We start from the raw sequence: 24,938 nt of genomic DNA on the forward strand, positions 1-24,938 counted from the left end.
ATAGCCTCTGACCTGCGAAAACACTGTGCCCGAGGTGGGACTCGAACTACATTCCAGGCCTTGCAAACACGGGGAACCCGCGAGAACATGCGGAATTCGGAGCAGTCCGACCGACCTGCAACCCAGTCCGAAGCCCAAAGTGTGGACAATGTCCATACCCCCTTTCGGGGGCGCTGGAGGACTACCGGGGCACCAGATGCCTGGAAATCTCGGCGGCAGCATTCGGCAGGTCGATAGTGCCCGCGGCGACTCCGACGACGAGGTCGAAGCCTTCATCCGTGGTGAAGTCATGCCGGTAACCGTTGATCCACAGCAGCAGCACCATGAGCGTCCAAGCCGTCCGCTTGTTGCCGTCAATGAGTGGATGGAACCGGGCGACCGACTCCAACAAGGCTGCCGCCTTCACCGCGAGCTCCGGATAGGCTTCCGCGCCCAGGACAGTCGTAGCCGGCCTGACCAATGCTGAGGCCAACAACCCGACATCACGGATATGGAAGCCATACCGATCAACTACCTGAAGTGCATCCTCAATGTCCAGGTACGCTGTCACGCGTCTTCAAGGCGCTTTAGCAGATCAGCGTCATGACTCGTGACAAAATCAAGACCTGCGCTGATTTCACGTCGGCGCGCGTGGCGCTGCAGAACCAACTCTGCCCCCTGCAACAGAAGCGCGGACTTGGACGTATGTTCCTCAGCAGCCAACTTCTCCAGCCGCCGATCGAGGTCTTCAGGGACACGGAGATTCATAGCCATGCCTTCATGGTACCAAACCGGTACCCGCCCTTCACTGGGCTGCACGCCTCGCTAATTGGACCAGACTCACCCGAGCAGGATCGCGGTGTCTTGGAAAGCTCTGTTCTTTTCAAGCTGTCCGTCCAGCATCACACGCCCGCTGTCGAGGGTTTCAAGGCCGGCGACGGCCGTAAGGAATCTCAATAGGGATTGTCAAGGACAATCATCGTTTCCAGCAGTGCTGCGCGGCACCCAAGGTGCCCCTAAAGCTATCCGTGGCTGGGGTCAATTCGGATTATCCATGGCTGAGTCTTTTGGGAGCCGTTTGGAGAGCTCCCTCGGCAGCGGTAGCGGTGGATAACTCATGAGGATTTGTCCCCGGCTGTGAGTAGCGGAGGCATTCCGAAGAGCATTGGCAATACAGGATGAATCCGGCAGCGCTAGGGGTGTAAGTCTGATCTCGATGGGGTGTTTCCATAGATCTCTTCGCCGGGTCGCTGCGGTTGAAAATGCGCTCGCTCTCATCGTTCAGAGCGCATGGTCGCGGTGCCTTCCGTGTTCTGTTGTAGTGGGCTTACCAGGGTGCCACGATATCTTCTATCAGCCGCCACACGAGCAGAGGGTCTTCGGAGATGAACGATTCAATGGGTGCGTTCGCGGGAATTGGGAACACGCCCCTCGTGGAGCTGCGGAGGGTGGCGCCGGCCAACGGTGCCCGGATTTTCGTCAAGTTGGAGTGGGCCAACCCGACAGGGAGTATGAAAGACCGGATGGCACGCACGGCGGTCGAAGGCGCCGTGCGCGACGGTCGCCTTATCCCGGGAGGAACTGTCGTCGAATACACCGCTGGCACGACCGGCATTTCGCTTGCGTTTGCTTGCGCTGTGCTTGGTTTCGGCCTCCACGTCGTCTTCTCCGACGCGTTCAGTGACGAAAAACGCCGGACGATGCTTGCCTTTGGCGCCACCGTCGAGGATGTTCCAAGTGACAATGGCGCAATCACCGAAACGCTGATCAAGCGGATGATCGCCCGGGCCGCTGAAGTATCGAAACAACCGGGCATGTGGTGGTGTGACCAGTTGAATAACCATGACGCGGTCACCGGGTATCTGCCCCTGGGGGAGGAAATCTGGACACAGACAAAAGGCCGGATCGACGCGTTCGTGCACACGGTCGGAACCGCTCACTCCATTCACGGGGTCACGCGCTCGCTCCGCGCGCACAATCCAGACATCAGCGTCTTTGCAGTCGAACCGGCCGAATCCGCTGTCCTGTCCGGTCAACCGACCGGCCCCAACCGGATCGAAGGCATCGGTATCGGTTTTGTTCCCCCGCTATGGGAACCGAATGCCGTCGACGGCATCCTCACCGTATCCGCCGACGAGGCAATGGATATGGCGCGGCGCCTGGCCCGGCAAGAGGGGCTCTTTGCCGGCACTTCCTCAGGGGCGAATGTTGTCGCCGCTCTTCGGACCGCGGAACGAATGGGCCCCGGATCAACAATCGTCACCATCCTCTGCGACTCCGGACTCCGTTACCTCTCCACCGAGCTCTACCGATCTGGAACAATCTAGCCCCCAAACCAGCCGGGCGCCCGCAATTCCAACGGCCAGGAAGCTTGGCGGAGGGATCGTTGCCTGCTCGGCAGGCGCAGGCCTATACTCCGGTCAGGCCGGCAGCTTACCGGTTCGGACGATGACTAAGGAGATCACGGTGGCGCCTAGATTCGGAGTGCTTGCATGGGATCGAAGCCATAGAACGAACGGAACAACACCCACCGGTCGTTCTCCCAGCCCTGCCGGCCCTGCCCGAACACCACGGCGGTGACCGCGCTGGTGAGATTGTCGTAGCGGATGTGTTTGGTACGTCCCAGTCAGTCTTTTAGTGTTTGCGCAGTTGAACAAACGCAGTCATAACTCGGCCGATACATCTCATCAGAGCGTGATAACTGCCACCGTAGTTTTGTGAGGCCTGCGGGGGAAGGTTCAGCGAAGCCGCAAACTGATCAACTTTGGTGACCAGAGAATCGCGCCAACATCAGTTTGCGGCTCAACGGCCTCCACAGGTGGCGGCCAGTACGGCACCGCGGCCTTACAAGCCCTGCGTGATGTCCCCGGGCTGGATCGTCACCACCTGGAACAGGCCGGTTTCCTAGCTGACGTCCGCCCCGGCCATGCCAACGACGGCGACGGCGACGGCGACGGCGACGGGCATGTGCGATACCAGCAACCCGCCCGGCTGCAACAAACACGTCCAATCACCGAAGGGGTAGACCGCCCGCTCAACTGCAGTCAGCCGAGTAGCGCTACGCCGAATTCAGCGACGACGGCCCGCAATTCACTGAGGTAGCGCTGCGCTTGGTCGGTGAGCGGAATCGCGGCGTGGCCGATCCAGCCGATTTCGATGCGTTCGTCAACGTCGAGCGGGATGGCGACGATCTCCGGGTCGAGCTGCCCACTGATGATTCCCGTCGAAATCGTGTAGCCGTGGAGCCCGATCATGAGGTTGAAGATCGTCGCACGGTCAGAGACCCGGATCTCCTGCTTACTGGACAAGGTGGAGAGGATCTCCTCGGCGAAGTAAAAAGAGTTGTTCGCACCTTGATCGAAGGTCAGCCGCGGCAAGCCGGCAAGATCTTCTAGAGTCGCTCGCTCTTTTGAGGCGAGCGGGTTGTTCCGTGAAATGAAGATGTGCGGATCGGCGAGGAACAGCGGAGAGAACGCGAGCCCGGATTCGCGGAGCAGCTTGTCGATGATCTTCCGGTTGAAATCGTTCCGGTAGAGGATGCCTATCTCGCTGCGGAGCGTCTGGACATCCTCGATGATGTCCCAGGTGCGGGACTCACGCAGCGAGAACTCGTATTCGGCCACCTCAGTGGCCTTGACCATCCGGACGAAGGCGTCCACCGCGAACGAGTAGTGCTGCGTTGACACCCCAAGCAGACGTCGCCGCGGTGGCCTACCAAGGTAACGCTGCTCGAGGAGAGCGAACTGCTCGACGACCTGCCTCGCATAGCCGAGGAACTCTGCCCCGTCGGCTGTGAGGGTGACGCCGCGGGCGGAGCGAACCAGGAGCGCACGGCCCACCCGGGCCTCAAGGTCCTTCATCGCTGCGGACATTGTGGGCTGCGCTACGTAAAGAAGGTCGGCAGCCGCTGAGATTGACCCCTCAGCTGCAACTTCTATGAAGTAGCGCAGCTGCTGCAGGGTCAATCCGCTGGAAAGCTGTGGCATAGGAAAATTCTATATGAATGCATAATGACCACTAGTTACTTGATACCCCTCGGAAGGTTGCAGCATGGATACATCCCCTTCGGAAAGGCCGTCTCCGGCCCATCAACGGATTGGCAGCACATGGCAGACGACTTCACCTTCAGCATTACCATGACCCGCTTCGACGAGGACTACTCCCCGTCGGAAGGCTCCCGGATCACGACGAATTTCGCCAACCTGGCACGGGGCGAGCACCGCCAGGAGAACCTCCGCAACGCCTTGACCATGATACGGCGCCGTTTCAACGATCTCGCAGACTGGGACAACCCGGACCGGGACCGCTACGCGCTCGAGCTTGAGATCGTTTCCGTGCAGATACAGTTCACCGCGGACGGAACGGATCAGCAGTTCCCGCTGTTCGAGGTTCTCGATATCCAGATCGTCGACCTGCTGAACGGGATCCGCCACCAAGGAATCGTCGGCAACAACTTCTCCTCCTACGTCCGAGACTTCGACTTCAGCGTCGTACTGCCGGCGGCAGCCGGGTACTCAGGCAAGCCCACGGTGCCCGACGACTTCGGCGATCTTCACGGCAAGCTGTTCCAGCACTTCCTCGATTCCCCGGTAGGCCGGGAACGCTTCCCGCAGCCGCCAGTGGTCTGCATCAGCGTCTCCACAAGCAAGACGTACCGGCGAACCGGGAACCGTCACCCGGTCCTGGGCGTCGAGTACCAGCAGGACGAGTTCTCGCTGACGGACGCGTACTTCGCAAAGATGGGACTGCGGGTGCGCTACTTCATGCCACGCGGCAGCGTTGCGCCGCTCGCCTTCTATTTCCGGGGCGACCTGCTCAATGACTACTCCAACCTGCAGCTCATCGGCACCATCAGCACCATGGAGACGTTCCAGAAGATCTACCGCCCGGAGATCTACAACGCGAACTCCGCCGCCGCCGCCGTCTACCAGCCGAGCCTGGGCGAGCAGGACTACTCGCGGACCCAGATCGCTTACGACCGCGTCGAGCGCGGTCAGCTCGCGATCACGCAGGCGAAGTACACGGAGGAGCACTTCATCACGCCCCACAAGGATCTGTTGGACCAGTGGACCGCCAACTACCCTGCCCTCGTCAACTGACCCACGGAGAATCGTTAATCATGAACACACTTTTGCCCACCACCGTTGTCGGTAGCCTGCCGAAACCATCGTGGCTCGCACAGCCGGAGACTCTTTGGTCCCCGTGGAAGCTGGAGGGAGATGCGCTGCTCGAGGGCAAACAGGATGCGCTGCGCATCGCCATCCACGAGCAGAGCCTGCGCGGCATCGACATCGTCAGCGACGGCGAGCAAACCCGCCAGCACTTCGTCACGACCTTCATCGAGAATCTCAGCGGGGTCGACTTTGAACAACGCAAGACCGTGCGCATCCGCGACCGCTACGACGCGAGCGTACCGACCGTCGTCGGACCAGTGAGCCGTGAGCGGCCGGTATTCATCGACGACGCAAAATTCCTTCGCGCAACCACTGACCGGCCGATCAAATGGACTCTTCCCGGTCCAATGACGATGGTGGACACGCTCTACGATGACCACTACAAGAGCCGCGAGAAGCTGGCCTGGGAGTTCGCCACGATCCTGAACCAGGAGGCGAAAGAACTCGAGGCGGCCGGCGTTGACATCATCCAGTTCGACGAGCCCGCGTTCAATGTCTTCCTCGATGAGGTCAAGGATTGGGGAGTGGCTGCGCTTGAGAGAGCCGCAGAAGGACTGCGCGCTGAGACCGCCGTGCATATCTGCTACGGCTATGGGATCAAGGCGAACAATGACTGGAAGGCGACGCTCGGCTCACAGTGGCGGCAGTACGAGGAAACGTTCCCGCTGCTGCAAAGCTCCAGCATCGACATCATCTCGCTGGAATCCCAGAACTCCCAAGTGCCCATGGACCTCATCGAGCTCCTCCGCGGCAAGAAAGTCATGCTCGGGGCAATCGACGTCGCAAGCGAGACCATCGAGACCCCGGAGGAGGTCGCCAACACCCTCCGCATGGCCCTCCAGTTCGTCGATGCGGACAAGCTCATCCCCAGCTCCAACTGTGGCATGGCACCGTTCCCCCGGGACGTCGCACTGGCCAAGCTGAGTGCTCTCAGCGCAGGGACGAACATCATTCGCGAGGAACTCGCCCGCTCCGCCCCCAGCGTGTCCTAGCGATGTTTCACGCCTACCCCGCAGAGACTTGGCTCGACGCTCCCGAGCAAAGCTTCCCGTCCTCCCTCTCGGCTGACGAATTCAAGGCACTGTTCCGTGGGCACCCGGGAGGTGTCGCCGTCATCACGGCCGATGCCGGCGAAGGACCGGTGGCACTGACGGTATCGTCGGTCGTGTCAGTGAGTGCGGAACCTCCATTGCTGATTTTCTCGGTCTCGGCACTGTCCTCTGCGTCCGAAGTGCTTTCGCGCGCCGATACCGTCGTCGTGCACCTGCTGGACGCGCACGACGTCGACTTGGCGAAGTTTGGAGCGACCCCCGGCGCCGACCGGTTTGACCAGACGCACCGCTGGTCGCCCCTTGCAACCGGCGAAGCGGTGTATGAGGATGTCCGCGCCTGGGTGCGCTGCGCCGTCATCAATCGCATGGAGGTGGGGACCTCCACAATCATCGCCGTTCACGCCCTGGAGTCCCGCGTGATGCGTGACGTCCAAGCGGGCGAACCCGGCGACGCTCTGGTCTACCACAACCGCTCATGGCACCGTCTGGGCGAGCATTCCAAGCTTGAAGGCTGAGCGCCCTAGCCGCCGGCGCAGATCCCCGGAGCGACGGCATCGCCGTAGTTGCCAGCCGGTCCGCCTAAAACCACCCATAAGCATGTCGGGGGGGTCATAGAGACCATCCCTCACGATGAAAGATCCCTTAAACCATGACATCAGCCGTAGCCAGCCCAGGTACCAAAACCGCCTCTACCCTGCAAGAAAATGCGTCTCCGGAAAAGTTCCGACTGATGCTCATGATGGCCCTCACGCTCGTTACAGGTGTCGTTGACGCGGTCGGCTACCTTGCCCTTGACCGCGTCTTCACCGGAAACATGACCGGCAACGTGGTGATTCTTGCGATGGCGTTGGCCGGGGCGGCGTACCTGCCAGCTTTGGGCCCACTGGTAGCACTTGGTGCCTTTCTCCTTGGCTCGGCGGTTGCCGGATTTACGCTCCAGTCAAGCCCGAAAGGCTGGAACCGCCGGGTGACGCTCCTTCTCACAGCGGGTTGTATCGCGTTGACGGGAACCGCCGCCGTCTCCCTCATCGTGGAAGACGTCGGCCGGCAGTCCATTGGTGTCATTGTTGCCGCCGTTATCGCCATGCACATGGGCTCCCAGGCCCTGATTGCGCGGCATTTGGGCGTACGAGACATGACCACCGTGGTCATTACTTCCACCATGACTTCCCTCGCCGGGGAGTCACTTGTGGGCAAGCAACGGCCCCGGTTATTCAACCGACGGCTGGGCGCTGTCCTCGCTATGTTCGCCGGGGCCGCCATCGGAGCGATCCTGCTCCAGACACATTTCAGCGTCCCGATCGGCCTCGGCATCGCCATCACCGCCGCGGTGACCGTCCTGGGAAGTCGCCGCTGGCATTGATGCGGTACATCCCGCCAGCTACACCGCACCAGATCGCGGACGATCGGGGAATCGATCACAGCTTCCCCGACATGTATCCAGGCGGCCTGGCGCCGAACGCTCGTTGTCAAAAGCGCTGTTCCTCGGTCAGGTCCCCTTCTGATACGACGCATCCAAAGCGGCCTCGTGGACCGGAGCAAAACCGGACTCAACACCGAAGCCGGGCGGTCTTGGGTGCTGGCGAATCTACATCAATTCCGGTGAACTCATGCCTTAGTCCCTGCTGCCGCCGGAACGTGAGCTGTGCCTGGAATTCGGCATTGGCCGCTAACACCGGGGAACCGAAAAATGGGCTGCTGCGCTTTGAATTCGTTCGACTCTCTCAAGCTACCCACGTCACCAGTAGCACGATTACGGGCTACCTCGCCGTCGATGAATTGACAGGGGAAACCTCGCTTCTTCAACAGGCCGTCGACCGCTTTCCAGTGGTGAACCTGCTGGACCTTGGCATGGCGACAGCCATGGCCTGCTGGATCATTGAAAGCCTCCGAGAGGAACCTAACCGTCTCTTCGAGGTTCAACGTATCGCAGACGAGGCCAATATCCCCTCGACACTTGCCGAGGACTATGAGACTGCCAGGAAAACGAAGCCTAAACCAAAACCATAACTGCCGAATGGTGTTGGCACTTTGCCTTGGGGCGAGGACGGCACGGCAGAACTGTCATGCAAAACGCGACCGGTTGGACACCCGCTTATACGACTCATGCAGAGTCACGTCAAGGTTTGTCAACACTCGAAAGCTAAAAAGCCACTGACCTGCGGAAACACCGTGCCCGAGGTGGGACTCGAACCGGACTCCAGCCCTTGCAAACACTGGGAACCCGCGAAAACATACGAAATCCCGCCCAATCCGACGTCCTTAAGTCCCGATCCGAAGCGCAATGTGTGGACGCTGTCCACACTCGTTTTTTGGGGGTGCCAGGCCCGCTTGGTCATTCGTCAGCCCAGCAATCGGAAGTCAAAGGCCATTTGGCACCGGCCCCTGAGGTTGCTAATGCGGCAAAGGGATAACCTTGCGGCCGAAGGCCGGGCCATACATGGCTCGCTGCTTGATACCGGAAGCTTCCAGCCAGACGACCTCCCCGGAAGGGGTCGCTGATTCCACGTAGCCGACCCGCAGCACTTTGCCTCGATGCTGGATTTCGACCTTTTTGCCGAGGAGCGAAGAACCTCCGGAAAAGTGCTCATTGGCGTGCTGGCTTGGACGAGTCGCATTTCTTTTTCCTTGGTAGTCGCCTTGGAGGTAACGAAGTGAACCCGGGTCTCACCCCGGCTAACGCTTATAAAGTGCGCCTGCTTTTACGGCAATGAAACCCAGCCGCAGAGGGCCTACCGCACACGGGCGCATTTCGGTCTAACGAATTCGAAAGTGCTCAATCTGTTTCGGGGCCTTCACAGTAGTGGCATGCGTCTTCACAGTCCGTGGTTGCAATGAGTGCTGCGGTGGCACTGCTGTTTCCTGCGTCTAGGTGTTCCATTGACATTCTTTCCGTCAGGTTCGGACCGAGGCTGGGGCCGGCAACCAGCCGCCCACTTCCGCCTGGGCAGAGTGTTCTTCTTCCCCGCGGTACATCAGCCAGGGATCCGCCACGAATGCTTCGGAGCTTCCCGGCCCTTTGGACGATGCCAGCAGAGCGGGCGCGTTGTCGGTTAGCATGTGACGCGCCACGCCTGCCGCCTGACCAGGTGTCCAGCCGGAACGTCCGGAGACACGGAAACAGTGAAAGACCAGTAGTCGTGCTGGGTTACAAGCACGCCGCCTCTGCGGCTGCGGCATGCGGACGAAGCAAGTGCAACCGCTGCATCGAGCTCTGCCTGGATCACGAGGGCATCGTCGCCGTCGACTTCAAGCGTGGTTTCGGACCGCTGAAACATGGCCATGAAAATCACCTCTATGTGAATTACTGGGGCTGCGTCTTAGGCACTTTTGCGGTGCTCGAAGTCACACCCTAATTGTAGGCAACTTGTATACGACTTGTCTATATGGCGCAGGCCTGAGTTGCCCTATTTGTGTTGGCCGGCTTGTTTCGCGGATCGACTCCTCAGCCAGCCTGACGTTGAAGGCAAGGCCCGGGGTTAGGTCAGCGTTGGGGCGTCTATTCGTGCCGTTTTGTCTGCAACCACGTCGCCGTCGACCATCGTGAGGATGACCGGGGCCGCTGCAAATTCATCAGGAGTGGCATTTAGTGGATTCTGGGCGAAAACCGTCAGGTCAGCCCTGCCTCCCGGGCGCAGGATGCCGCCTTCTTCTCCCACGGATTGCCAGTACTGGCTGGTGTACCCTTCCAGTGCGGCGCGGGCGGACAACGCCTGTTGGGGCTGTACCGGAGTGATGTCGGGCCTGCCTGCCGGTCTGCGGGTTTGTGCTGCAGCGATGACGCCGCGCGGGTCGAAGGGGGCAATAGGCCAGTCGGACCCGAGAGCGACGACGGCTCCGGCCTCGCGCAGATCACGTGTGCGCCAGGCGTGGTTGGCGCGTTCGGTCCCCAGGCGGCGTGACCAGTTGTCGGTGTGGTCGGCGCGGCTGTACAAGGTGCAGTGTGTCGGCTGCAGACTTGTTGTGGCGCCGGACTCGACGACCTGGTTCAGCACCTCGTCGGGAATGGATTCGATGTGTTCAATCCGGTGGATTGTCCCGTTCGGGGGAAGTGAGGCGACGGTCCGGGCGACGTGGGAGACGGCCCTGTCTCCGATGGCGTGGGTGGCGGTTGGAACGCTGTTGTCGTGAAAGAATCTCATGGCAGCCGAGAGCCCTTCAGGCTCGGGCCACAGCGGGTCCACTGATTCGCCGTGCGTATCAGGGGCCAAAAGCCATGCGGTTCCGTTGTCGATGGTGCCGTCCATCATGAGTTTTATTCCGCGGACGTGCCAGCGGCGCCCATGGCGGCCCTGCATGGCCAGGAGTCTGTCCAGATCCTCCTGCGATACGCCGGGCATGACCCACGGGGAAATGCGTAGACGAATGGACAGGTCGCCCCGTTCCTCGAGAGCTTCCAAGACCTCCAGGGAGTCGGCCTGGCCGAAGTCAAGCATCTGGCCGCCCACCAGCCCGGCTTCGGCCATCGAGCGCAGCAGCCGGTCGAGTTCGTTTACTCTTTCGTCGAATGACAGTGGCGGGAGCTTGGGTTGCACCAGTTCCATGGCGGCCATCTCGTACAGCATACCGTTGGGTTTACCGTCGGCGGTCGTGCCAACGAATCCTGAGCTGTCCAGCTTTTCCCGGCCTGTTACCCCTGCGAGGCTGAGGCCGGCGTCGGAGACCAGGGCGGCGTGGCCGTCAAAAAGGGTGATGTAGACGAGTTCTCCATCCAGGATGCCTTCGAAGATGTCGTTGCTGAACTCCGCTTCGCCGAAGATCACCGGGTCAAGGCCCCAGGCGAAGAGCCAGTCCCTGCCGATCCGGTGGGGTGTTTGGGCGGCATATTCGGCAAGTGCCAGCCGTACCTCGCTGAACTCTGTTATGCCGTTCAGGTCCAGGCCGCGGGCGATGCTGATTCCAAGTATCGGGTGGATGTGCGCGTCAATCAGCCCGGGGGTCACCGTGGCGTCCCCAACGTCAATGACGCGGGCAGCGCCTGGGGTCCATTGTTCTGCTTCCTCCGTTGGGCCTATGGCGACGATGTGGCCGTCGTTGATGGCGATGAAGCCGGCAGTTTCTTCAAGGTGTTCACCGTGAAGGATGCTGGAGGAAAGGATGAGGATGTCGGTGGTTGCGGGCGTGCTCAAGCTGTACTCCTGTAATGTTGCGGAACCACGGCCGGCACCCGGGACTATGTCAGGTGCCGCCGCTGATGGCTGCCTTAAGACCTACCGACAACACGTCGGCCAAGAAGGCGAAGCGGTCCATGTGGCTGGTTGTCACAGCCTGCTGGGCCGCGGAGAGGTGGGGGAAGTCCGCCCGGTGGGGCTCGGGAATATCCCAGGCGGATTCCATTGTGATGGCGTCGAGGCTGGCGCCAATGGCGGCGCTGTCGAGGGTTTCCAGGGTCGGAATGATGAGATGATCCGGTACTCCGACGCGCAGGAAGGCTTCTGCGAACTTGTCGTATAGGGCCAACGCTGCCGGATGCGAGACCGGTTGGGCGAGCAGCAGCGGCAGGAGGGCCGGCGCGAGGCTGTAGGCGGTTCGGAGCGCATGGAAGATCTGGCGAATAAGGACTTCGAGGTTTGCAGCAGTCAGGTCGGGAACATGGACCCGATCGGCCAGGGACCCGCGGGCGAGTTCGATGATGTCGTCCCGGCCTGTGACGTGCTTGTAGAAGGACGACTGTCGTACGCCGAGGCGCTCGGCGAGGCGTGGAATCGACAGTCCTGATTCCTCCTCGAACATCGCCAGCGCTTCCCGGCCGATTTGTTTGCGGGAGAGCCGCGGGGTTCGCGGCCGGCCAATCCGGCTGGTCTTTTCGGGCGTCTGCATCTTCCAAGGCTAATCTCAAAGTGTTAGACCGCATGGCCGATGCGTTGGTACGCAGCGGGGTTCACCCGTCGCAGGATCACGGCAAGGAGGGCGCCCGCGCCGAAGACCACCGGTGCGATGAGCAAGAGGGCGGTGTTGACGGGGTCATTGTCGGGCAGTCCAGTGAGCAGCCCGACGTTGTCCACCATCAGGTACGTCACAACGCACATAATCAAGGTCGAGGCGACAGCCGAGGGTATTACATACCACTTGAGCCGGTGCTCCCTGTGCCGGACGAAAAAGACCACGACGCCGACTCCCGTGAAGGCCTGCAGCAGCAGAATGCCGATCACGCCCGGACTGTTTGCCCAGATAAGGAACTGCGTGAAGGGGTCCAGTTGCAGCAAGGCGGCGCCAACGACCAAGGCCACGGAAAGCAGGGTTTGTTCTATGCCCGCCACTGACGGCGTGCCGTGCCGGGGGCTGATCCGGCCGGAATGCTTCGGAAAGATGCCTTCGCGGCTCAGCGAGAGCGTGTAGCGGTTGATGGTGTTGTGGAAGGCGAGCTGGGAGGCAAAGATGCTGGTAACGATGAGCACGCTCATCAGGTTCACGCACCAATCCCCGGCGAAGGTTCCGGCCATGATGTATGCGGTATCTCCCGTGTCCAGGTGTCCGGCAGCGAATGCCTGCACCACTACGGGGCCGAAGGCCTGAACAATAACCCAGACTGCAAAGGCGTAGAAGGCGCCAATGAAGGCGATGGAGATGTAGGTCGCCCGGGGAACGCTCTTGTCCGGGTCCCGTGCTTCCTCACGGTAAAGTGCTCCGGATTCAAATCCCATGAATGCCGAGAAGCCCAGGGCGATCACAGCAGCAAACTGCGGGGTGAAGATCGCGTCAGGGCTAAAGGAATCAAATCCGATCCCCTCGGCACCGCCCTGGAGGAGCACTGCTGCTGCCACGACGGCGACGATTGCCGTTTCCAAGGTGAGAAGGACGGCCAACACCTTGGCGCCGACGTCGATCCCCCGCCAGCCCAGGTACCAAACTGCACCGATCGCCACCAGTGCGTAAAGCCACCAGGGCAGTTCCACCTCTGTCAACGACCTGACAGCGAGGTCGGCCTGGATGCCAAGGAGGCCGTACAGACCTATCTGAATGCCGTTGTAGCTCATCCATGCGGTAAGCCCGGAACCGAGCCCAACAACCCGGCCAAGAGACTTGGCGACGTAGCCGTAAAAGCCGCTGTAGGACTGGATGTGGCGGGTAAGGGCCATGAAACCGACGGCGAAAAGAGCAAGACCCAGGGCGCCGGCAATGTAAATGACCGGGGCACCAACGCCGCCCACGGCCAGGGCCAGCGGCGCGATCCCGACAACGATGGTCAACGGGGCGGCGGCTGAGACCAGCATAAAGACGATGTCCCGGGTGCCGATGGCATCCTTTTTCAGCTCGGTCCTAGGATCGGCCCCTGCGGGCGGCACCATCGCCGCCGCTTCATTAGTGAAAGTCATTCGCTTATTATTGACGTGGATCGCAGGTTGCGTCAAGGGTCGTATTTTTTTAGTGGACAAGTTGTATACGAGTGATCTACAGTCGAGGCAGGGCATCGACGTGAATTAGATCACCGAGCCGGCGCCATCCCGGCGCCTTCCTTCTTCGCAACGGTGCGCAGAAGGCACCGTCCCTAAACCCCAACAAGGATTTTCATGAGCAATGTGTCCCACAAGGAGCGGGGCGTGCGTAAGCACACCTCCCTTCCCGCAGTTGCTGCATCCAGCCTCGCCGGCACCGCCGTCGAATGGTATGACTTCTTCCTGTACGGCACGGCAGCAGCCCTCGTCTTCAACAAACTGTTCTTCCCCAGTGCAGACCCCATGGTCGGCACCATGCTGGCCCTGGGAACCTTCGCCGCGGGATTCGTCGCCCGTCCGCTGGGCGCGATTGTTCTTGGCCATCTCGGCGACAAACACGGCCGTAAGTCAACGCTTGTGGCTAGCCTGCTCCTGATGGGCGTGGCTACCGCCCTCATCGCTTTGATCCCCCCTTACGCGTCAATCGGAATCATCGCCCCGCTGATCCTGTTGTTCCTACGGCTGGTCCAGGGCTTTGCCCTCGGCGGCGAATGGGGTGGGGCCGTCCTGCTGGTCTCCGAATACAGCGACAACAGCACCAAGCGGGCATTCTGGGCCTCGTGGCCGAACGTTGGTCCGCCCCTGGGCAACCTCATGGCCGCCGGTGTCCTTGCCGTGCTGTCCGCTGTGATGCCCCAGGACCAATTCCTTGCCTGGGGTTGGCGGATCGCCTTCGGCCTTTCCGCGTTGCTGGTCATTATCGGTTTGGTCCTGCGTCTCTACGTGCAGGAAACACCGCTGTTCCTGGCCTCACAGGCCAAGGCCGATGCCGAGCATGCCAAGCAGGCAAAGCTGCCCCTGGCCGAACTGTTCCGAGGCAACTGGAAAGAAATCCTGATCGCAGCAGGCAGCCGGATGGGCGAGAACGCCGGCTTCTACATCTACTCCCTGTTCCTCATCACCTACGTCACCGAGATCCTGAAGATGGATCGCCAGACTGGCCTGAACGCCGTCATGGTCGGCCAGGGCGTAGCTGTCGTTGCCATCCCCGTACTGGCGATCTTTGCCGACCGGATTGGCCGCAAACCGATGATGATCGGAGCCTCCGTCGCCACGGTGGTGTGGGGGTTTGCCTTCTTCGCCCTCCTGGACACCCGGCAACCGGGCATGATCATCCTCGCCGCTGTTGGCGGCCTGCTGATTTTCGCCGCCTACAGCTCCGTGATCGGCGCGTTCTTCTCCGAACTGTTTCCCACCAAGGTGCGCTACAGCGGAACATCGGTGGCCTACAACGTCGCGTCCCTGATCGCCGGCTCACTTTCCCCCATCATCGCCCTGGCCCTGTACCAGGCTTTCGGTTCGGGCCAGGCCATTGCCCTCTACCTCGTCCTCATGGGCGTCATCTCCATCGTCGCCGTGTCCTTCGCAAAGGAAACAAAGGACATGAAGCTCAGCGACCTCGACGAGAAGCCCACGCCCGTAGCGGCGCAGCAGCTCTGACGTGACCGCTGTCCGTGGCAGCGGGAACACGGCCGCCACGGACAGCGCACACCTCACCCGGAAGGACAGAACGGACCCATGACTATTTTCGAGAACCCCGCGCCGACGGCACCGGAAACGGCCTATCTGTGGCTGCGCCGGGAGATCTCACTGCTGCCATGGGACCAAGAAGCCTTCCTCACCGAAAACGCGATTGCCGAGGCCGCCGGAGTGTCCCGCACCCCTGTCCGGGACGCGCTCCTCCGTCTTGAGACCGCAGGTCTGGTCCGGCGGGTCCCACACAAGGGCGCCTACGTGCCCGCGCTGACGGCACAGGACATCGAGAACATGATGGAAGTCCGGCGGGTCATCGAAGAGTGGGCCGTTAGGAAAGTCAGCTCTACCGGCCGCCTGGGGAGCGAACTTGACCGGCTCCTCCAGGACCAACAGGACAGCCTCACCGACCCGGTCGCGTTCATCGACTTCGACATCAGCTTCCACAAGCACATCGTGCATGCCGCAGCCAACCGGGCATTGGAAGAGGTCTACGACTCCCAGCGCATCAAACAGCAACGCATGGGCGTCAAGGCCGTCCAGGACAGCCAATTTCGCGGTGACCACGTCGTGGACGAACACCGGGCAATCGTCGAAGCAATCCGGCAAAGGGATGCACCAACGGCGGCCGCTGCCGTCCTGAACCATCTCGAATCAACACTCACCGTCCTCAAAGCCATCCCTGCCCACTCAAACCGCGGCTAAGACCGACGGGGTTGCCGCCCCCACTTATGAAGGAGCACCAATGGACATCGCCCTCGTCCAGTTGTCCAGCCCGGACGATGAGAGCCAGACCCAACGCATCGAACGCACCGAGAAGCTTTTGCGGGAGCAGGAGGGCGCAGACCTCATCGTCCTGCCCGAACTGTGGAGCGCAGGCTACTTCCATTTCGGCCAGTACCCCGAACTGTCCGAAACGCTGAACGGACCAACGGTTCGCATGTGCGCGTCCGTGGCGAAGAACCTCGGAACCTATGTACATGTCGGCAGCATCGTCGAACGCGTCGCCGGAGGGGCCCTGCGCAACACTTCTGTCCTGGTGGACCCCCGGGGAAATATCGCCCACCAATACTCGAAGCTGCACGTCTTTGGGTACAAATCCCTTGAAGCCGACCTGCTTACCCGGGGTGACTCCCTTCAGGTGGCAGACACCCCTTACGGGAAAATGGCAGGCACCACCTGCTATGACCTCCGCTTCCCCGGCCTGTGGTCCGAACTCAGCGTGCGTGGAGCGGAAATCGTCGTGGTTCCCGCTGCCTGGCCCGCCGCCCGCCGGGAGCATTGGCGGCTGCTCACCTCCGCACGCGCGGTCGAGCACCAGGTCTACGTCCTCGCCTGCAACGCCGCCGGTAGGCAGGAAGGCGTCGAACTCGGCGGCACCAGCCGCATCGTCGACCCGGGTGGCCGCCTCCTCGCCGAAGCAGGAGACGGTGAGGAAGTCCTCCGCACCACCATCGACCCGGACCTGGTGCACACTACACGCCGCGAATTCCCGGTGATCGCTGACCGACTCACCGACTACTCAGCCCTGACCCGATGACCACGAAAGCAGACCCTATGAAAACCAGTACCGAAACGCTTACCTTTGCCGTTGCCGGCACAGATACAACGATCGAACTCACCGATTATTATGCTGTTGTGGCCGGATACACAGGCCGCGACGCCGCCGCAGTCCAGCACCACATCGATGAACTCGCCGCCATCGGTGTCGCACCGCCGCCATCCGTGCCGATGTTCTACCGGGTGGACAGCGAATCCGTCACCTCGTCCCCCGAACTCGGCGTCACCGGAGAACAGACCTCCGGTGAAATCGAACCTCTCTACATCAGGCACGATGGCCGCTACTACTTCGGCATCGCTTCAGACCACACCGACCGCCACTTGGAAACAGTGGACATCGGCGATTCAAAACGGGCCTGCCCCAAACCGGTAGCCGGCACCGTCATTCCTGTCCCCGACCTGCATGCCCTGTCACTGGACGACTGCCGGGCACGCAGCTGGGTTGACGGCCGGCTCTACCAGGACGGAACCCTCGACGGCTTGCGGACACCGGGCAACGTCGTCGAACTGCTCCTTGAGCGCAACCCCATCGGGGACCGCGACTTCGTCTGCCTCGGCGGGACCCTGCCCGTCATCGGCGGCGACTTCATCTACGGCCGCGAGTGGAAGATCGAACTCACCTTCCCGGACGGCACCACCATCGACCACACCTACATCATCACGAAAGGACACCAGTCATGAGGACCGGAGACGAATACATTAAGACGCTCAACGACGGACGCACCGTCCTGATCGACGGGGAAGCCGTTGAGAACGTCGCCGAACACCCTGCCTTCCGCAACGTCATTGGCACCATCGCCGAACTCTTCGACATCGCCGCGGAGCCGGCGAACGGGATGCAGTACCACAGCGAAGAAATCGACGGCCCCGCGAACCGCGTCTTCAGCATTCCCCGCACCCCGGAGGAGCTGAAGCTGCGCCGCCAGGCGGTCGAACGCTGGGCCAAGCACACCCACGGATGGGTCGGACGCAGCCCCGACCACGTCGGCACCTTCTTCGCCGCCTTCGGCGCCCACCCTGAAGTCTTTGAAGACACCGAACACGACTACGCAGGAAACATCACCCGCTACTACAAGCGCATTCTCGCCGAGAACCTGTACGTTTCCTACGCCATCATCCCCCCGCAGGTCTCCCGCGCCACAACAGCATCCGGATGGGAAGGCGACTTCCTACAGGTCGGCGTCGTCAAGGAAACCGACGAGGGCCTGATCGTCCGCGGCTCACAAATGCTCGCCACCGGCGGCGCCATCGCTGACGAAGTTTTCGTCACCTGCATCAAACCCCTCGGCCCGGACGACGTTGACTTCGCCATCAGCTTCGCGCTGCCCGCGGCCACCGAGGGCCTCAAGTTCCTCTGCCGCCGTCCCTTCGCACCGGCCGCGACCAGCGAATTCGACTACCCGCTGACCAGCCACTACGACGAGCCGGACGCCCTCGTGGTCTTCGAAGACGTCCTCGTCCCCTGGGACCGGGTCTTCATCAACCGCAACATCGACACCCTGCGCCGGCAGTTCTTCGAAACCGGCGCACACGCCCTAGGCAACTGGCAGGCACAGACCCGCTTCACCACAAAACTGCAGTTCATCGCCGCCGTCGCACGCAAGGTCACCCAGGTGAACGGCACCGACAAGATTCCCGGCGTTCAGGAAAAGCTCGGCGAACTCGCAGCCGTCGTCTCATCCGTGGAGTCCGCACTGATCGCTGCCGAATACACCGCCGAAGCAGACTCTTCCGGCATGCTGGTACCCGGCAAACGCTCTCTCTACGGCGCCATGGGCCTTCAGTCAGAGACCTACCCCCGCGTCATCGCGATCCTGCGGGACCTCGTGGGCGGCGGCGTCCTGCAGCTGCCCTCAGGCGTCGTGGACATGAAGAGCCCAGTCACCGCACCGGACATCGAACGCTACATCGCCTCCCCTGGCGTGCCCAGCGAAGAGCGTATCAAACTCTTCCGCCTCGCCTGGGACATCATCGGCTCGGAATTCGCCGGCCGACACCAGCAGTACGAGCTCTTCTACGCCGGCGCACCGTTCGTCGTCAAGGGCGTCTACACCTACCGCAACTATGGCTACGAAGCGCAGGTCGCCGAACTCAACGAGTTCCTGGCAGGCTACGGCGTTGACGGCCGCAAGGAGGAAAACTAGCCATGCCAAAACCTGAAGTTGAATTCACGCCCACCTCGTCCGTCGAATTCACCCCCTGCAACCCACCCATTGAAGGGCTCTCCGAAGCCATCCTGGCCAGGAACACCGAAAACGACAGTGTTACCCGGATCCTCAAATTCGAGCCCGGAACAGACACCTCCCCCAACGGTGTGCTGACCCACGACTTCTGGGAAGAGGTCTTCATCTTCGAGGGCTCCTTTGTTGACCAGCGCCTTGGGAAAACCTTCAAGGCAGGTGACTGGGCAACCCGTCCCCGGGAATGGAACACGGTCCCTGGATCTCGGAGAACGGCGCGAAAATGTTTGAGGTGCGCTACTACCAGAACGGAAACAACTGATGGGCGCTCCAACAGCCTTCGCAGTCCCCGACGGGCTGGCAATGCGCCGCACCATGGGCAGGTTCCTCACAGGTGTCGCCGTGGTCATCACGGAGAACGCCGGTGAACAGTACGGCATGACCATCAACTCGTTGACGTCCATCAGCCTGGACCCACCCATCCTGATGATCTCCCTGAACTTCAACACCCGCACCGGAGACGCCCTCCTCGCAAGCGGAAAGTTCGCGATCTCCATCCTCGGAGCCAAACAGGAAGCCGTGGCCCGGCAATTCGCCCAACGCGGCGGAGCCCGCTTCGACGCCGGCGACTTCGACACCACCGGAGGCGGCCTGTCCGTAGTCAGAGGCGCCCTGTCCCAAGCAGAGTGCACCGTGGTCCACCAGTACGACATAGGCGACCATCAGGTGTTCTTCGGACAGGTCACATCATGCCGTGATCGGGATGGCGACGGCCTGGCCTTCAACGCAGGAAAATTCGGCTCCTTCCACGACTTCAACCACGACGCCATGCCCTGGACGTTCTAACCTGGCATCCCTCGCAACCCAAAAGCCTCCCCTGACCCACCAAGGGCAGGGGAGGCCTTTTGCACCTAACCTCTGGGCGAACTTGGCACCAGCCGGGAACGCGCCGGACCAAACGTGACGCGTACTCCGGGCACGATGATCGCCGATTGTGATCGCCATTTAGCCGTGCAGCCCGATCCGCTCCCCTATGAAGAGTTAGTAGCCAACAATGGCTGCTCGAGTCGACTTCAAATGGGAATCAATCGCCTGATGCGTCGACTCAATGTTGCGTGCCCGAAGGGCATCAACGATCGACTGATGTTCGCCCAGCACCTGATCTGCCCGGCCGCGTCCCTTTGTGACGGCCAGTACCCCTATCCGAAGCTGGCGTTGCCGAAGGGAAGAATAGAAATCTGCGAGGATCGGATTACCTGCTGCCCTCACCATTAGGGTGTGGAACTCTGTATCAAGCTCAATGAAACGGGCAGGATCACCCTGAGCCTCCCGTTGCTGATCAATCAGGCCCTGCAACGCATCGATCTGACCTTCGACCATGTCGTCCAAGCCCGACACGGCCCACTTCTCCACGACCGAACGTGCCTGCAGGATCGCTCGGACGTCTGCGTCAGATATCGGGGGACGTAGGCTCCCTTATGAGGCACCCTCTTGATAAATCCCTCTGCCTCAAGCCGAAGGAGCGCTTCACGGACTGGAGTGCGCGATGTTCCCGTTTCTTTAGTTAAGACAGCTTCATTGAGGAACGTCTCCGCATCCCGCGGCAGCGATGCTATGTAGCTTCTTAACCAGTTATAGGCAGTCTCTGGCGCCGACTGGCTGGAGGGAGTCAACTGGGACACATCACGCCTTTCCTTGCAGATAGCCAGTATACGAGTTGTCTTCGACCTACAGCTTCTCACCCGTCCGTGGCGTTCTTTGCGCCTAGCTTCGACAGCTTCCGGCGCTAGGTACGTCAGGCTGAGATGCCGGGCCCTGGAGCAAACCTTGCTCAAGTACGCCCGATGACTTTGAAGTACAACTCAGCCTGAGTCGATCCCTTTGCTGGGAACGTGTTGCACCTATGAACTTCCAGGACCGGCCAGTGGCCTCAGCCAACTGCTGCGTGCAACCCTTTGCCTTCCGCCGCTCTCCAAACGGAGGGCCGAGCGATCCAGCTGGCATGTCCATGTACAGCTTTACGACACTGTACGGTTACATCTGCTCCTCGACTCAGCTCAGCGCGGAGGACCGCAAAATCTGGGAGCAGCTGCTCGAACACGGTTCCGGCAATTGCAGAAAAGCAAATATAGGTATGGACACTGTCCACACCCACTTTGGCAGGACAAACACCGGCGCCGGGCTCTCGCAAGGCGTCCCAATACAGCTTTTATATCTCGCGGGCAGCAATCCCGCAGTCATGTAGTCACCGCTCCCCCGGCACATGAATAGGTGTAGGCCACCCCGGGCCCACCGAACAGTACCGGAACGAGGAAGCACGCAACCCCACGACAGCAGGCGGAAGGCCCACCAGCCATGGACTTGAGCCCGCCACCCCACACACCTGAATAGGCTCCGCGGCAGCCAGGCCACAGCCCGCGCATCTAGCGTCAGAGGGACGCCACCACAAGCCATGTCAACACGTTAAAGCAAAAACCCCTCTGACGAGGGGTAATGCGTGCCCGAGGTGGGACTCGAACTACATTCCCGCCCTTGAAAACACTGGGAACCCGCGAGAACATGCGGAATCCGAAGCAGTACGAGGACAGTATTACCCGATCCGAGACCAAAAGTGTGGACAATGTACACACCCCGATTTCGCCCCCAGCGAAGCGTTCAACCTACGACCGCATCCCCCAACGAAGGGATGCGGTTCTTCTTTGTCCTGACAGATTTAGCTCCGCCGTTCAACAGACTTTTACGATCCCAAATGCTGCACCATCTCAACCTTTGTGGCCGTCCGCATTCCGGGCCACAATCGCTGCGAGTGTTCTGAACGGCCCTATGTTCGGAGGTCATGCCGCTCAATGCCTGAGCGTCGATGGACAGGCAGAAGTGTTAAAGCTGCTTGTCATTCTGATATGTCCCATGATCGCTGGGCGGGTCCTCCGCGCAACCAGGGCGCTACCGCGCCGACCCCGGAACCGAAAACTTCCCAAAGTGGACTGGATGGCTCCGGGACGAAGTTTTCGTCCCCGGCGCCGGTCCCCCAAGTTGCACTCCGGCCCCTCAACCCAGCGGATGGTCCCCTACCAGAACGACCCCCACCACCAACAACCGCAGAAAACGCAGCAACACAAGCGTGAAGGGAAAACCGGGATCATGGAAAAGCTCACGATCACAACACCATCAGATGTCCTCAGCTTCATCGGGCACACCCTGGGCTTCTGGCCCCAGGAAAGCCTGGTCTGCATCACGTTGAATGAGAACAGCATCGGCGCGACCCTGCGCATCGACTTGCCCCGACAGACTGGTCAGGAACTCCCCTACGCCCGCACCGTCGCCCACTACCTCACCAGCGACACCACCGCCACAGCCATCCTCTTCGCCGTCTACACCAGCGAAACCGCTCACCCCGGAGATGCCAGGCCGCATGCCGGCACCATCGCGGCTCTGACCGGTGTGCTCGCGGAACAGGGCATCACCATCCGGGACGGACTGTTCGTCGGAGACGAGACCTTCTCCCCCTACGACGGCGAACCCGGCACCAGCCTTGCCCTGCCCGTCAGCTCCACCCTGACCAGCGCCATCAACGCTGAATTCATTTACCGCGGCAGCTTTGTTGAACCCAGCGACCGCATCACCCTCCCAACCACCGGTCAGGAAGCCGCCAAAGCGACCGCCGTCGAACACCATATGGAAACCATCAGAACCCAACCGACAGACACTGCACTAGAGCAAGGCCGGGAACTCTGGTCAAACATGCTCGACTCCAAGACCTTTCCCAGTGACGATGACTGCCACGCCCTCGTCGCGAACCTGCAGTTCCCAACCATCCGCGACCGGCTCATCGCAGACATCCCCGGCATGGACGAACCGATGCAGCAGATCCTCTTCGCCCAAACCGACGAGGCGCCGAAATGGTCACGCATCGAGTGGGCCCAACAACTCCTCCTGCACGCCTACACCTGCACCAGTCCCGAACATGCAGCACCGGTCCTCACGGCCATCGGCTATATCAACTGGTGGGAAGGCAGAGGCAGCAAAGCACACCAATTCCTCCAACTCGCCCTCGATACCGACCCCGCCTACCGCCTCGCCCGACTCAGCGACCAAATGATCGGCGCAGGCGTCGTCGCCGGCAGGAACATGAACAAAAACACCGCCTACAAAGCCATGCCCTTCGACTAGCCACGGAACATTAGAGACTCAATAGCTCTGACCGCGGGTGCCTTGGACTAGGTTCCGCGAGAGGTTTGCCGCGACGCGTCAACTCGAAAGGACCACCCGATTGTCCAACAGGCTGTTGGACAATTGCGGTTGAGGAGCACCGGCTTCGTGTGGTGAGACTGCAGGACGATACGCCTTCGCTGTCGCCGCTCGGTCACGCTACCTGGGCCCTCCTGGTGTCGCCAGCAACTCCACCTGCTGAGCACAGCTTGACGGAAGGCCGGTTATCGGCGTCCGAAGACCCAGGACGGCCGTGCGCCAAGCTGCAGCTACGAAACTGCCAATAAGGTGGGTCTTAGCGGTCAAACAGGACCGGCTGCGCGAATCTCTCCGCGCAGCCGGTCTTGGGACGTGTCCCGGTGACGGATTACCGGAACATGTTCAGTTGGACGGGAAGTTGTACGACGCGCCGGAGGCGTGGCTTGCTTCGGGCCAGCGCGAGGTTACGACCTTGCCCCGGGTGTAGAAGGAGACGCCTTCGGGACCGTAGATATGCTTGTCGCCGAAGAGCGAGGCCTTCCAGCCGCCGAAGGAGTAGTAGGCAACTGGTACCGGCAGCGGCACGTTGATGCCGATCATGCCGACATCAACGGAACGCTGGAACTTCCGGGCCGCCGCGCCGGAGGAGGTGAAGATCGCGGTGCCGTTGCCGTAGGGGTTGGAGTTGATGAGCCTGATGCCCTCCTCCAGGTCCTGCACACGGACGATGACAAGGACCGGTCCGAAGATTTCCTCGGTGTAGGCGCTCATCTCGGTCTTCACGTGGTCGATGACGGTGGGACCAACCCAGAAGCCTTCCTCATGGCCGGGGACCACCAGGTCGCGGCCGTCCACCACCATCGCCGCTCCGGCCGCTTCCGCTTCGTTGATGGTCTTCACAATGAACTTCTTGGAGTCGGCGCTGATGACCGGGCCCATATCGGCATCCGGCTCCGTTCCGTTCTTGACCCGAACGGCCACGGCGCGCTCCTCGACCTTCTTCACCAGCAGGTCGGCGGCGTCACCGACGGCGACCGCGACCGAGATGGCCATGCAACGCTGGCCCGCGGAGCCAAAGGCGGCGGCGGCCAGGTGGTCAGCAGCGTTTTCGAGGTCGGCGTCGGGCAGAACGATCGCGTGGTTCTTGGCCCCGCCCAAGGCCTGGACGCGCTTGCCGTGCGCGGTTGCAACTTCATTGATGTGCTTGGCCACGGGGGTTGAGCCCACGAAGGAGATGCCGTCCACGTCCGGGTGGGTGAGGAGGCCGGAGACCACTTCGCGGTCGCCGTGCAGGACCTGGAATACGCCGTCGGGCAGTCCGGCCTGCTTGAAGAGGTCCGCCAGCAACATGGCTGCGGACGGGACCCGGTGGGAAGGCTTGAGGATGAAGGCGTTGCCGGTGGCGATAGCCATCGGGGCCATCCACAGCGGCACCATCACGGGGAAGTTGAACGGGGTGATGCCGGCGACGACGCCGATCGGCTCGCGGAAGGAGAACACGTCAATGCCGGTGGAGACCTGGTCTGAGTACTCGCCCTTGAGCAGTTGCGGGATGCCGCACGCAAACTCAATGACTTCCAGGCCGCGGCCGATCTCGCCCTTTGCGTCCGACAGGACCTTGCCGTGCTCGGCGGTGATAAGCGCCGCGAGCTCGTCCACGTGGGACGCCACGAGTTCACGGAACTTGAAGAGGACGGCGGTGCGCTTGGCCAGGGAGATGTCGCCCCAGGTGACGGCGGCGGCTTTGGCTGCGGCGACGGTCGCGTCGAGGTCCGCCCTGGTGGCCAGCCGCAGCTCTGCGGTGACGGCGCCGGTGGCCGGGTTGTAGACGGGCTTGGTATCGGTTCCGGATCCTGCAGCCTCGGAGCCGCTGATGAAGTGGTTGATAACGGTCAT

At 61.4% G+C, this 24,938-nt stretch carries 23 protein-coding genes; 13 read left to right on the plus strand and 10 right to left on the minus strand.

Going from position 1 to position 24,938, the window contains the following annotated elements; genetic code table 11:
- Positions 1–181: 181 nt before the first annotated feature.
- Entirely contained in the window at positions 182–550 is a 369-nt protein-coding gene (locus GK109_RS00840; protein ID WP_370460298.1) for a type II toxin-antitoxin system death-on-curing family toxin, read from the minus strand.
- Positions 547–753: a ribbon-helix-helix protein, CopG family gene (locus GK109_RS00845; protein WP_224084428.1), complete on the minus strand. Its 207-nt coding sequence runs from the start codon at positions 751–753 to the stop codon at positions 547–549. The genes GK109_RS00840 and GK109_RS00845 overlap by 4 nt, the downstream gene beginning before the upstream one ends.
- Before the next feature lie 611 nt (positions 754–1,364).
- Between GK109_RS00845 and GK109_RS00850 the strand changes: the two genes are divergently transcribed.
- Complete coding sequence (locus GK109_RS00850; RefSeq protein ID WP_197432375.1) at positions 1,365–2,306, plus strand: PLP-dependent cysteine synthase family protein; 942 nt, start codon at positions 1,365–1,367, stop codon at positions 2,304–2,306.
- A 717-nt stretch (positions 2,307–3,023) separates the two neighbouring features.
- Here the strand turns inward: GK109_RS00850 and GK109_RS00855 are convergent.
- Positions 3,024–3,965 (minus strand): LysR family transcriptional regulator, encoded by a 942-nt coding sequence (locus GK109_RS00855; RefSeq protein WP_157238344.1) that lies wholly within the window; start codon positions 3,963–3,965, stop codon positions 3,024–3,026.
- A gap of 120 nt (positions 3,966–4,085) precedes the next feature.
- Here GK109_RS00855 and GK109_RS00860 point away from each other — a divergent pair, with 120 nt between their 5' ends.
- The 5 genes from GK109_RS00860 (at position 4,086) to GK109_RS00880 (ending at position 8,215) form a co-directional block, all read left to right on the plus strand.
- Positions 4,086–5,078: a DUF1852 domain-containing protein gene (locus GK109_RS00860; RefSeq protein ID WP_157238345.1), complete on the plus strand. Its 993-nt coding sequence runs from the start codon at positions 4,086–4,088 to the stop codon at positions 5,076–5,078.
- Between the two features lie 20 nt (positions 5,079–5,098).
- Positions 5,099–6,145 (plus strand): methionine synthase, encoded by a 1,047-nt coding sequence (locus tag GK109_RS00865; protein ID WP_157238346.1) that lies wholly within the window; start codon positions 5,099–5,101, stop codon positions 6,143–6,145.
- 2 nt (positions 6,146–6,147) lie between these two features.
- Positions 6,148–6,720 carry a flavin reductase family protein gene (locus GK109_RS00870; protein ID WP_157238347.1) on the plus strand — a complete coding sequence of 191 codons (573 nt, stop codon included), beginning with the start codon at positions 6,148–6,150 and terminating at the stop codon, positions 6,718–6,720.
- A 215-nt stretch (positions 6,721–6,935) separates the two neighbouring features.
- On the plus strand, positions 6,936–7,568 hold the full coding sequence (locus tag GK109_RS00875; protein ID WP_141000444.1) for a YoaK family protein: 633 nt from the start codon (positions 6,936–6,938) through the stop codon (positions 7,566–7,568).
- Between the two features lie 299 nt (positions 7,569–7,867).
- Positions 7,868–8,215, plus strand: coding sequence for a hypothetical protein (locus GK109_RS00880; protein WP_141000445.1), 348 nt, complete (start codon positions 7,868–7,870; stop codon positions 8,213–8,215).
- Between the two features lie 1,043 nt (positions 8,216–9,258).
- Here the strand turns inward: GK109_RS00880 and GK109_RS00885 are convergent.
- From GK109_RS00885 to GK109_RS00900, 4 genes are all read right to left on the minus strand, one after another.
- Positions 9,259–9,489: a hypothetical protein gene (locus tag GK109_RS00885; protein WP_157238348.1), complete on the minus strand. Its 231-nt coding sequence runs from the start codon at positions 9,487–9,489 to the stop codon at positions 9,259–9,261.
- Positions 9,490–9,684: 195 nt separating this feature from the next.
- On the minus strand, positions 9,685–11,334 hold the full coding sequence (locus GK109_RS00890; RefSeq protein WP_157238349.1) for an amidohydrolase: 1,650 nt from the start codon (positions 11,332–11,334) through the stop codon (positions 9,685–9,687).
- 49 nt (positions 11,335–11,383) lie between these two features.
- Entirely contained in the window at positions 11,384–12,025 is a 642-nt protein-coding gene (locus GK109_RS00895; RefSeq protein WP_157238350.1) for a TetR/AcrR family transcriptional regulator, read from the minus strand.
- Between the two features lie 23 nt (positions 12,026–12,048).
- Positions 12,049–13,521, minus strand: coding sequence for an APC family permease (locus tag GK109_RS00900; protein ID WP_179015010.1), 1,473 nt, complete (start codon positions 13,519–13,521; stop codon positions 12,049–12,051).
- A gap of 195 nt (positions 13,522–13,716) precedes the next feature.
- Between GK109_RS00900 and GK109_RS00905 the strand changes: the two genes are divergently transcribed.
- From GK109_RS00905 to GK109_RS00935, 6 genes are all read left to right on the plus strand, one after another.
- Complete coding sequence (locus GK109_RS00905; protein WP_104997792.1) at positions 13,717–15,081, plus strand: MFS transporter; 1,365 nt, start codon at positions 13,717–13,719, stop codon at positions 15,079–15,081.
- A gap of 78 nt (positions 15,082–15,159) precedes the next feature.
- A complete protein-coding gene (locus GK109_RS00910) occupies positions 15,160–15,819 on the plus strand; it encodes a GntR family transcriptional regulator (RefSeq protein WP_157238352.1) in 660 nt (219 codons plus the stop codon).
- A 40-nt stretch (positions 15,820–15,859) separates the two neighbouring features.
- Positions 15,860–16,654 carry a carbon-nitrogen family hydrolase gene (locus GK109_RS00915; RefSeq protein WP_157238353.1) on the plus strand — a complete coding sequence of 265 codons (795 nt, stop codon included), beginning with the start codon at positions 15,860–15,862 and terminating at the stop codon, positions 16,652–16,654.
- A 17-nt stretch (positions 16,655–16,671) separates the two neighbouring features.
- Positions 16,672–17,355, plus strand: coding sequence for a DUF2848 family protein (locus GK109_RS00920; protein ID WP_104997789.1), 684 nt, complete (start codon positions 16,672–16,674; stop codon positions 17,353–17,355).
- Positions 17,352–18,818, plus strand: a complete 1,467-nt coding sequence (locus GK109_RS00925; RefSeq protein ID WP_157238354.1) for a 4-hydroxyphenylacetate 3-hydroxylase family protein — start codon at positions 17,352–17,354, stop codon at positions 18,816–18,818. Before GK109_RS00920 ends, GK109_RS00925 begins: the two co-directional genes overlap by 4 nt.
- A 357-nt stretch (positions 18,819–19,175) precedes the next feature.
- Positions 19,176–19,700, plus strand: coding sequence for a flavin reductase family protein (locus GK109_RS00935; protein WP_197432376.1), 525 nt, complete (start codon positions 19,176–19,178; stop codon positions 19,698–19,700).
- A gap of 195 nt (positions 19,701–19,895) precedes the next feature.
- On the opposite strand, the gene GK109_RS22000 is transcribed toward GK109_RS00935, so the two are convergent.
- Together GK109_RS22000 and GK109_RS22005 are read right to left on the minus strand one after the other, a co-directional pair.
- Positions 19,896–20,267, minus strand: coding sequence for a GntR family transcriptional regulator (locus GK109_RS22000; protein ID WP_370460299.1), 372 nt, complete (start codon positions 20,265–20,267; stop codon positions 19,896–19,898).
- Positions 20,198–20,596 carry a GntR family transcriptional regulator gene (locus GK109_RS22005; RefSeq protein ID WP_370460760.1) on the minus strand — a complete coding sequence of 133 codons (399 nt, stop codon included), beginning with the start codon at positions 20,594–20,596 and terminating at the stop codon, positions 20,198–20,200. Before GK109_RS22005 ends, GK109_RS22000 begins: the two co-directional genes overlap by 70 nt.
- Positions 20,597–21,995: 1,399 nt before the next feature.
- Between GK109_RS22005 and GK109_RS00945 the strand changes: the two genes are divergently transcribed.
- Positions 21,996–23,024, plus strand: coding sequence for a DUF4192 domain-containing protein (locus GK109_RS00945; RefSeq protein ID WP_231754778.1), 1,029 nt, complete (start codon positions 21,996–21,998; stop codon positions 23,022–23,024).
- A 420-nt stretch (positions 23,025–23,444) separates the two neighbouring features.
- On the opposite strand, the gene GK109_RS00950 is transcribed toward GK109_RS00945, so the two are convergent.
- A complete protein-coding gene (locus GK109_RS00950; RefSeq protein ID WP_157238355.1) occupies positions 23,445–24,938 on the minus strand; it encodes a CoA-acylating methylmalonate-semialdehyde dehydrogenase in 1,494 nt (497 codons plus the stop codon).

The sequence above is a fragment of the Pseudarthrobacter sp. GA104 genome, assembly GCF_009741265.1.
Lineage (GTDB): Bacteria > Actinomycetota > Actinomycetes > Actinomycetales > Micrococcaceae > Arthrobacter.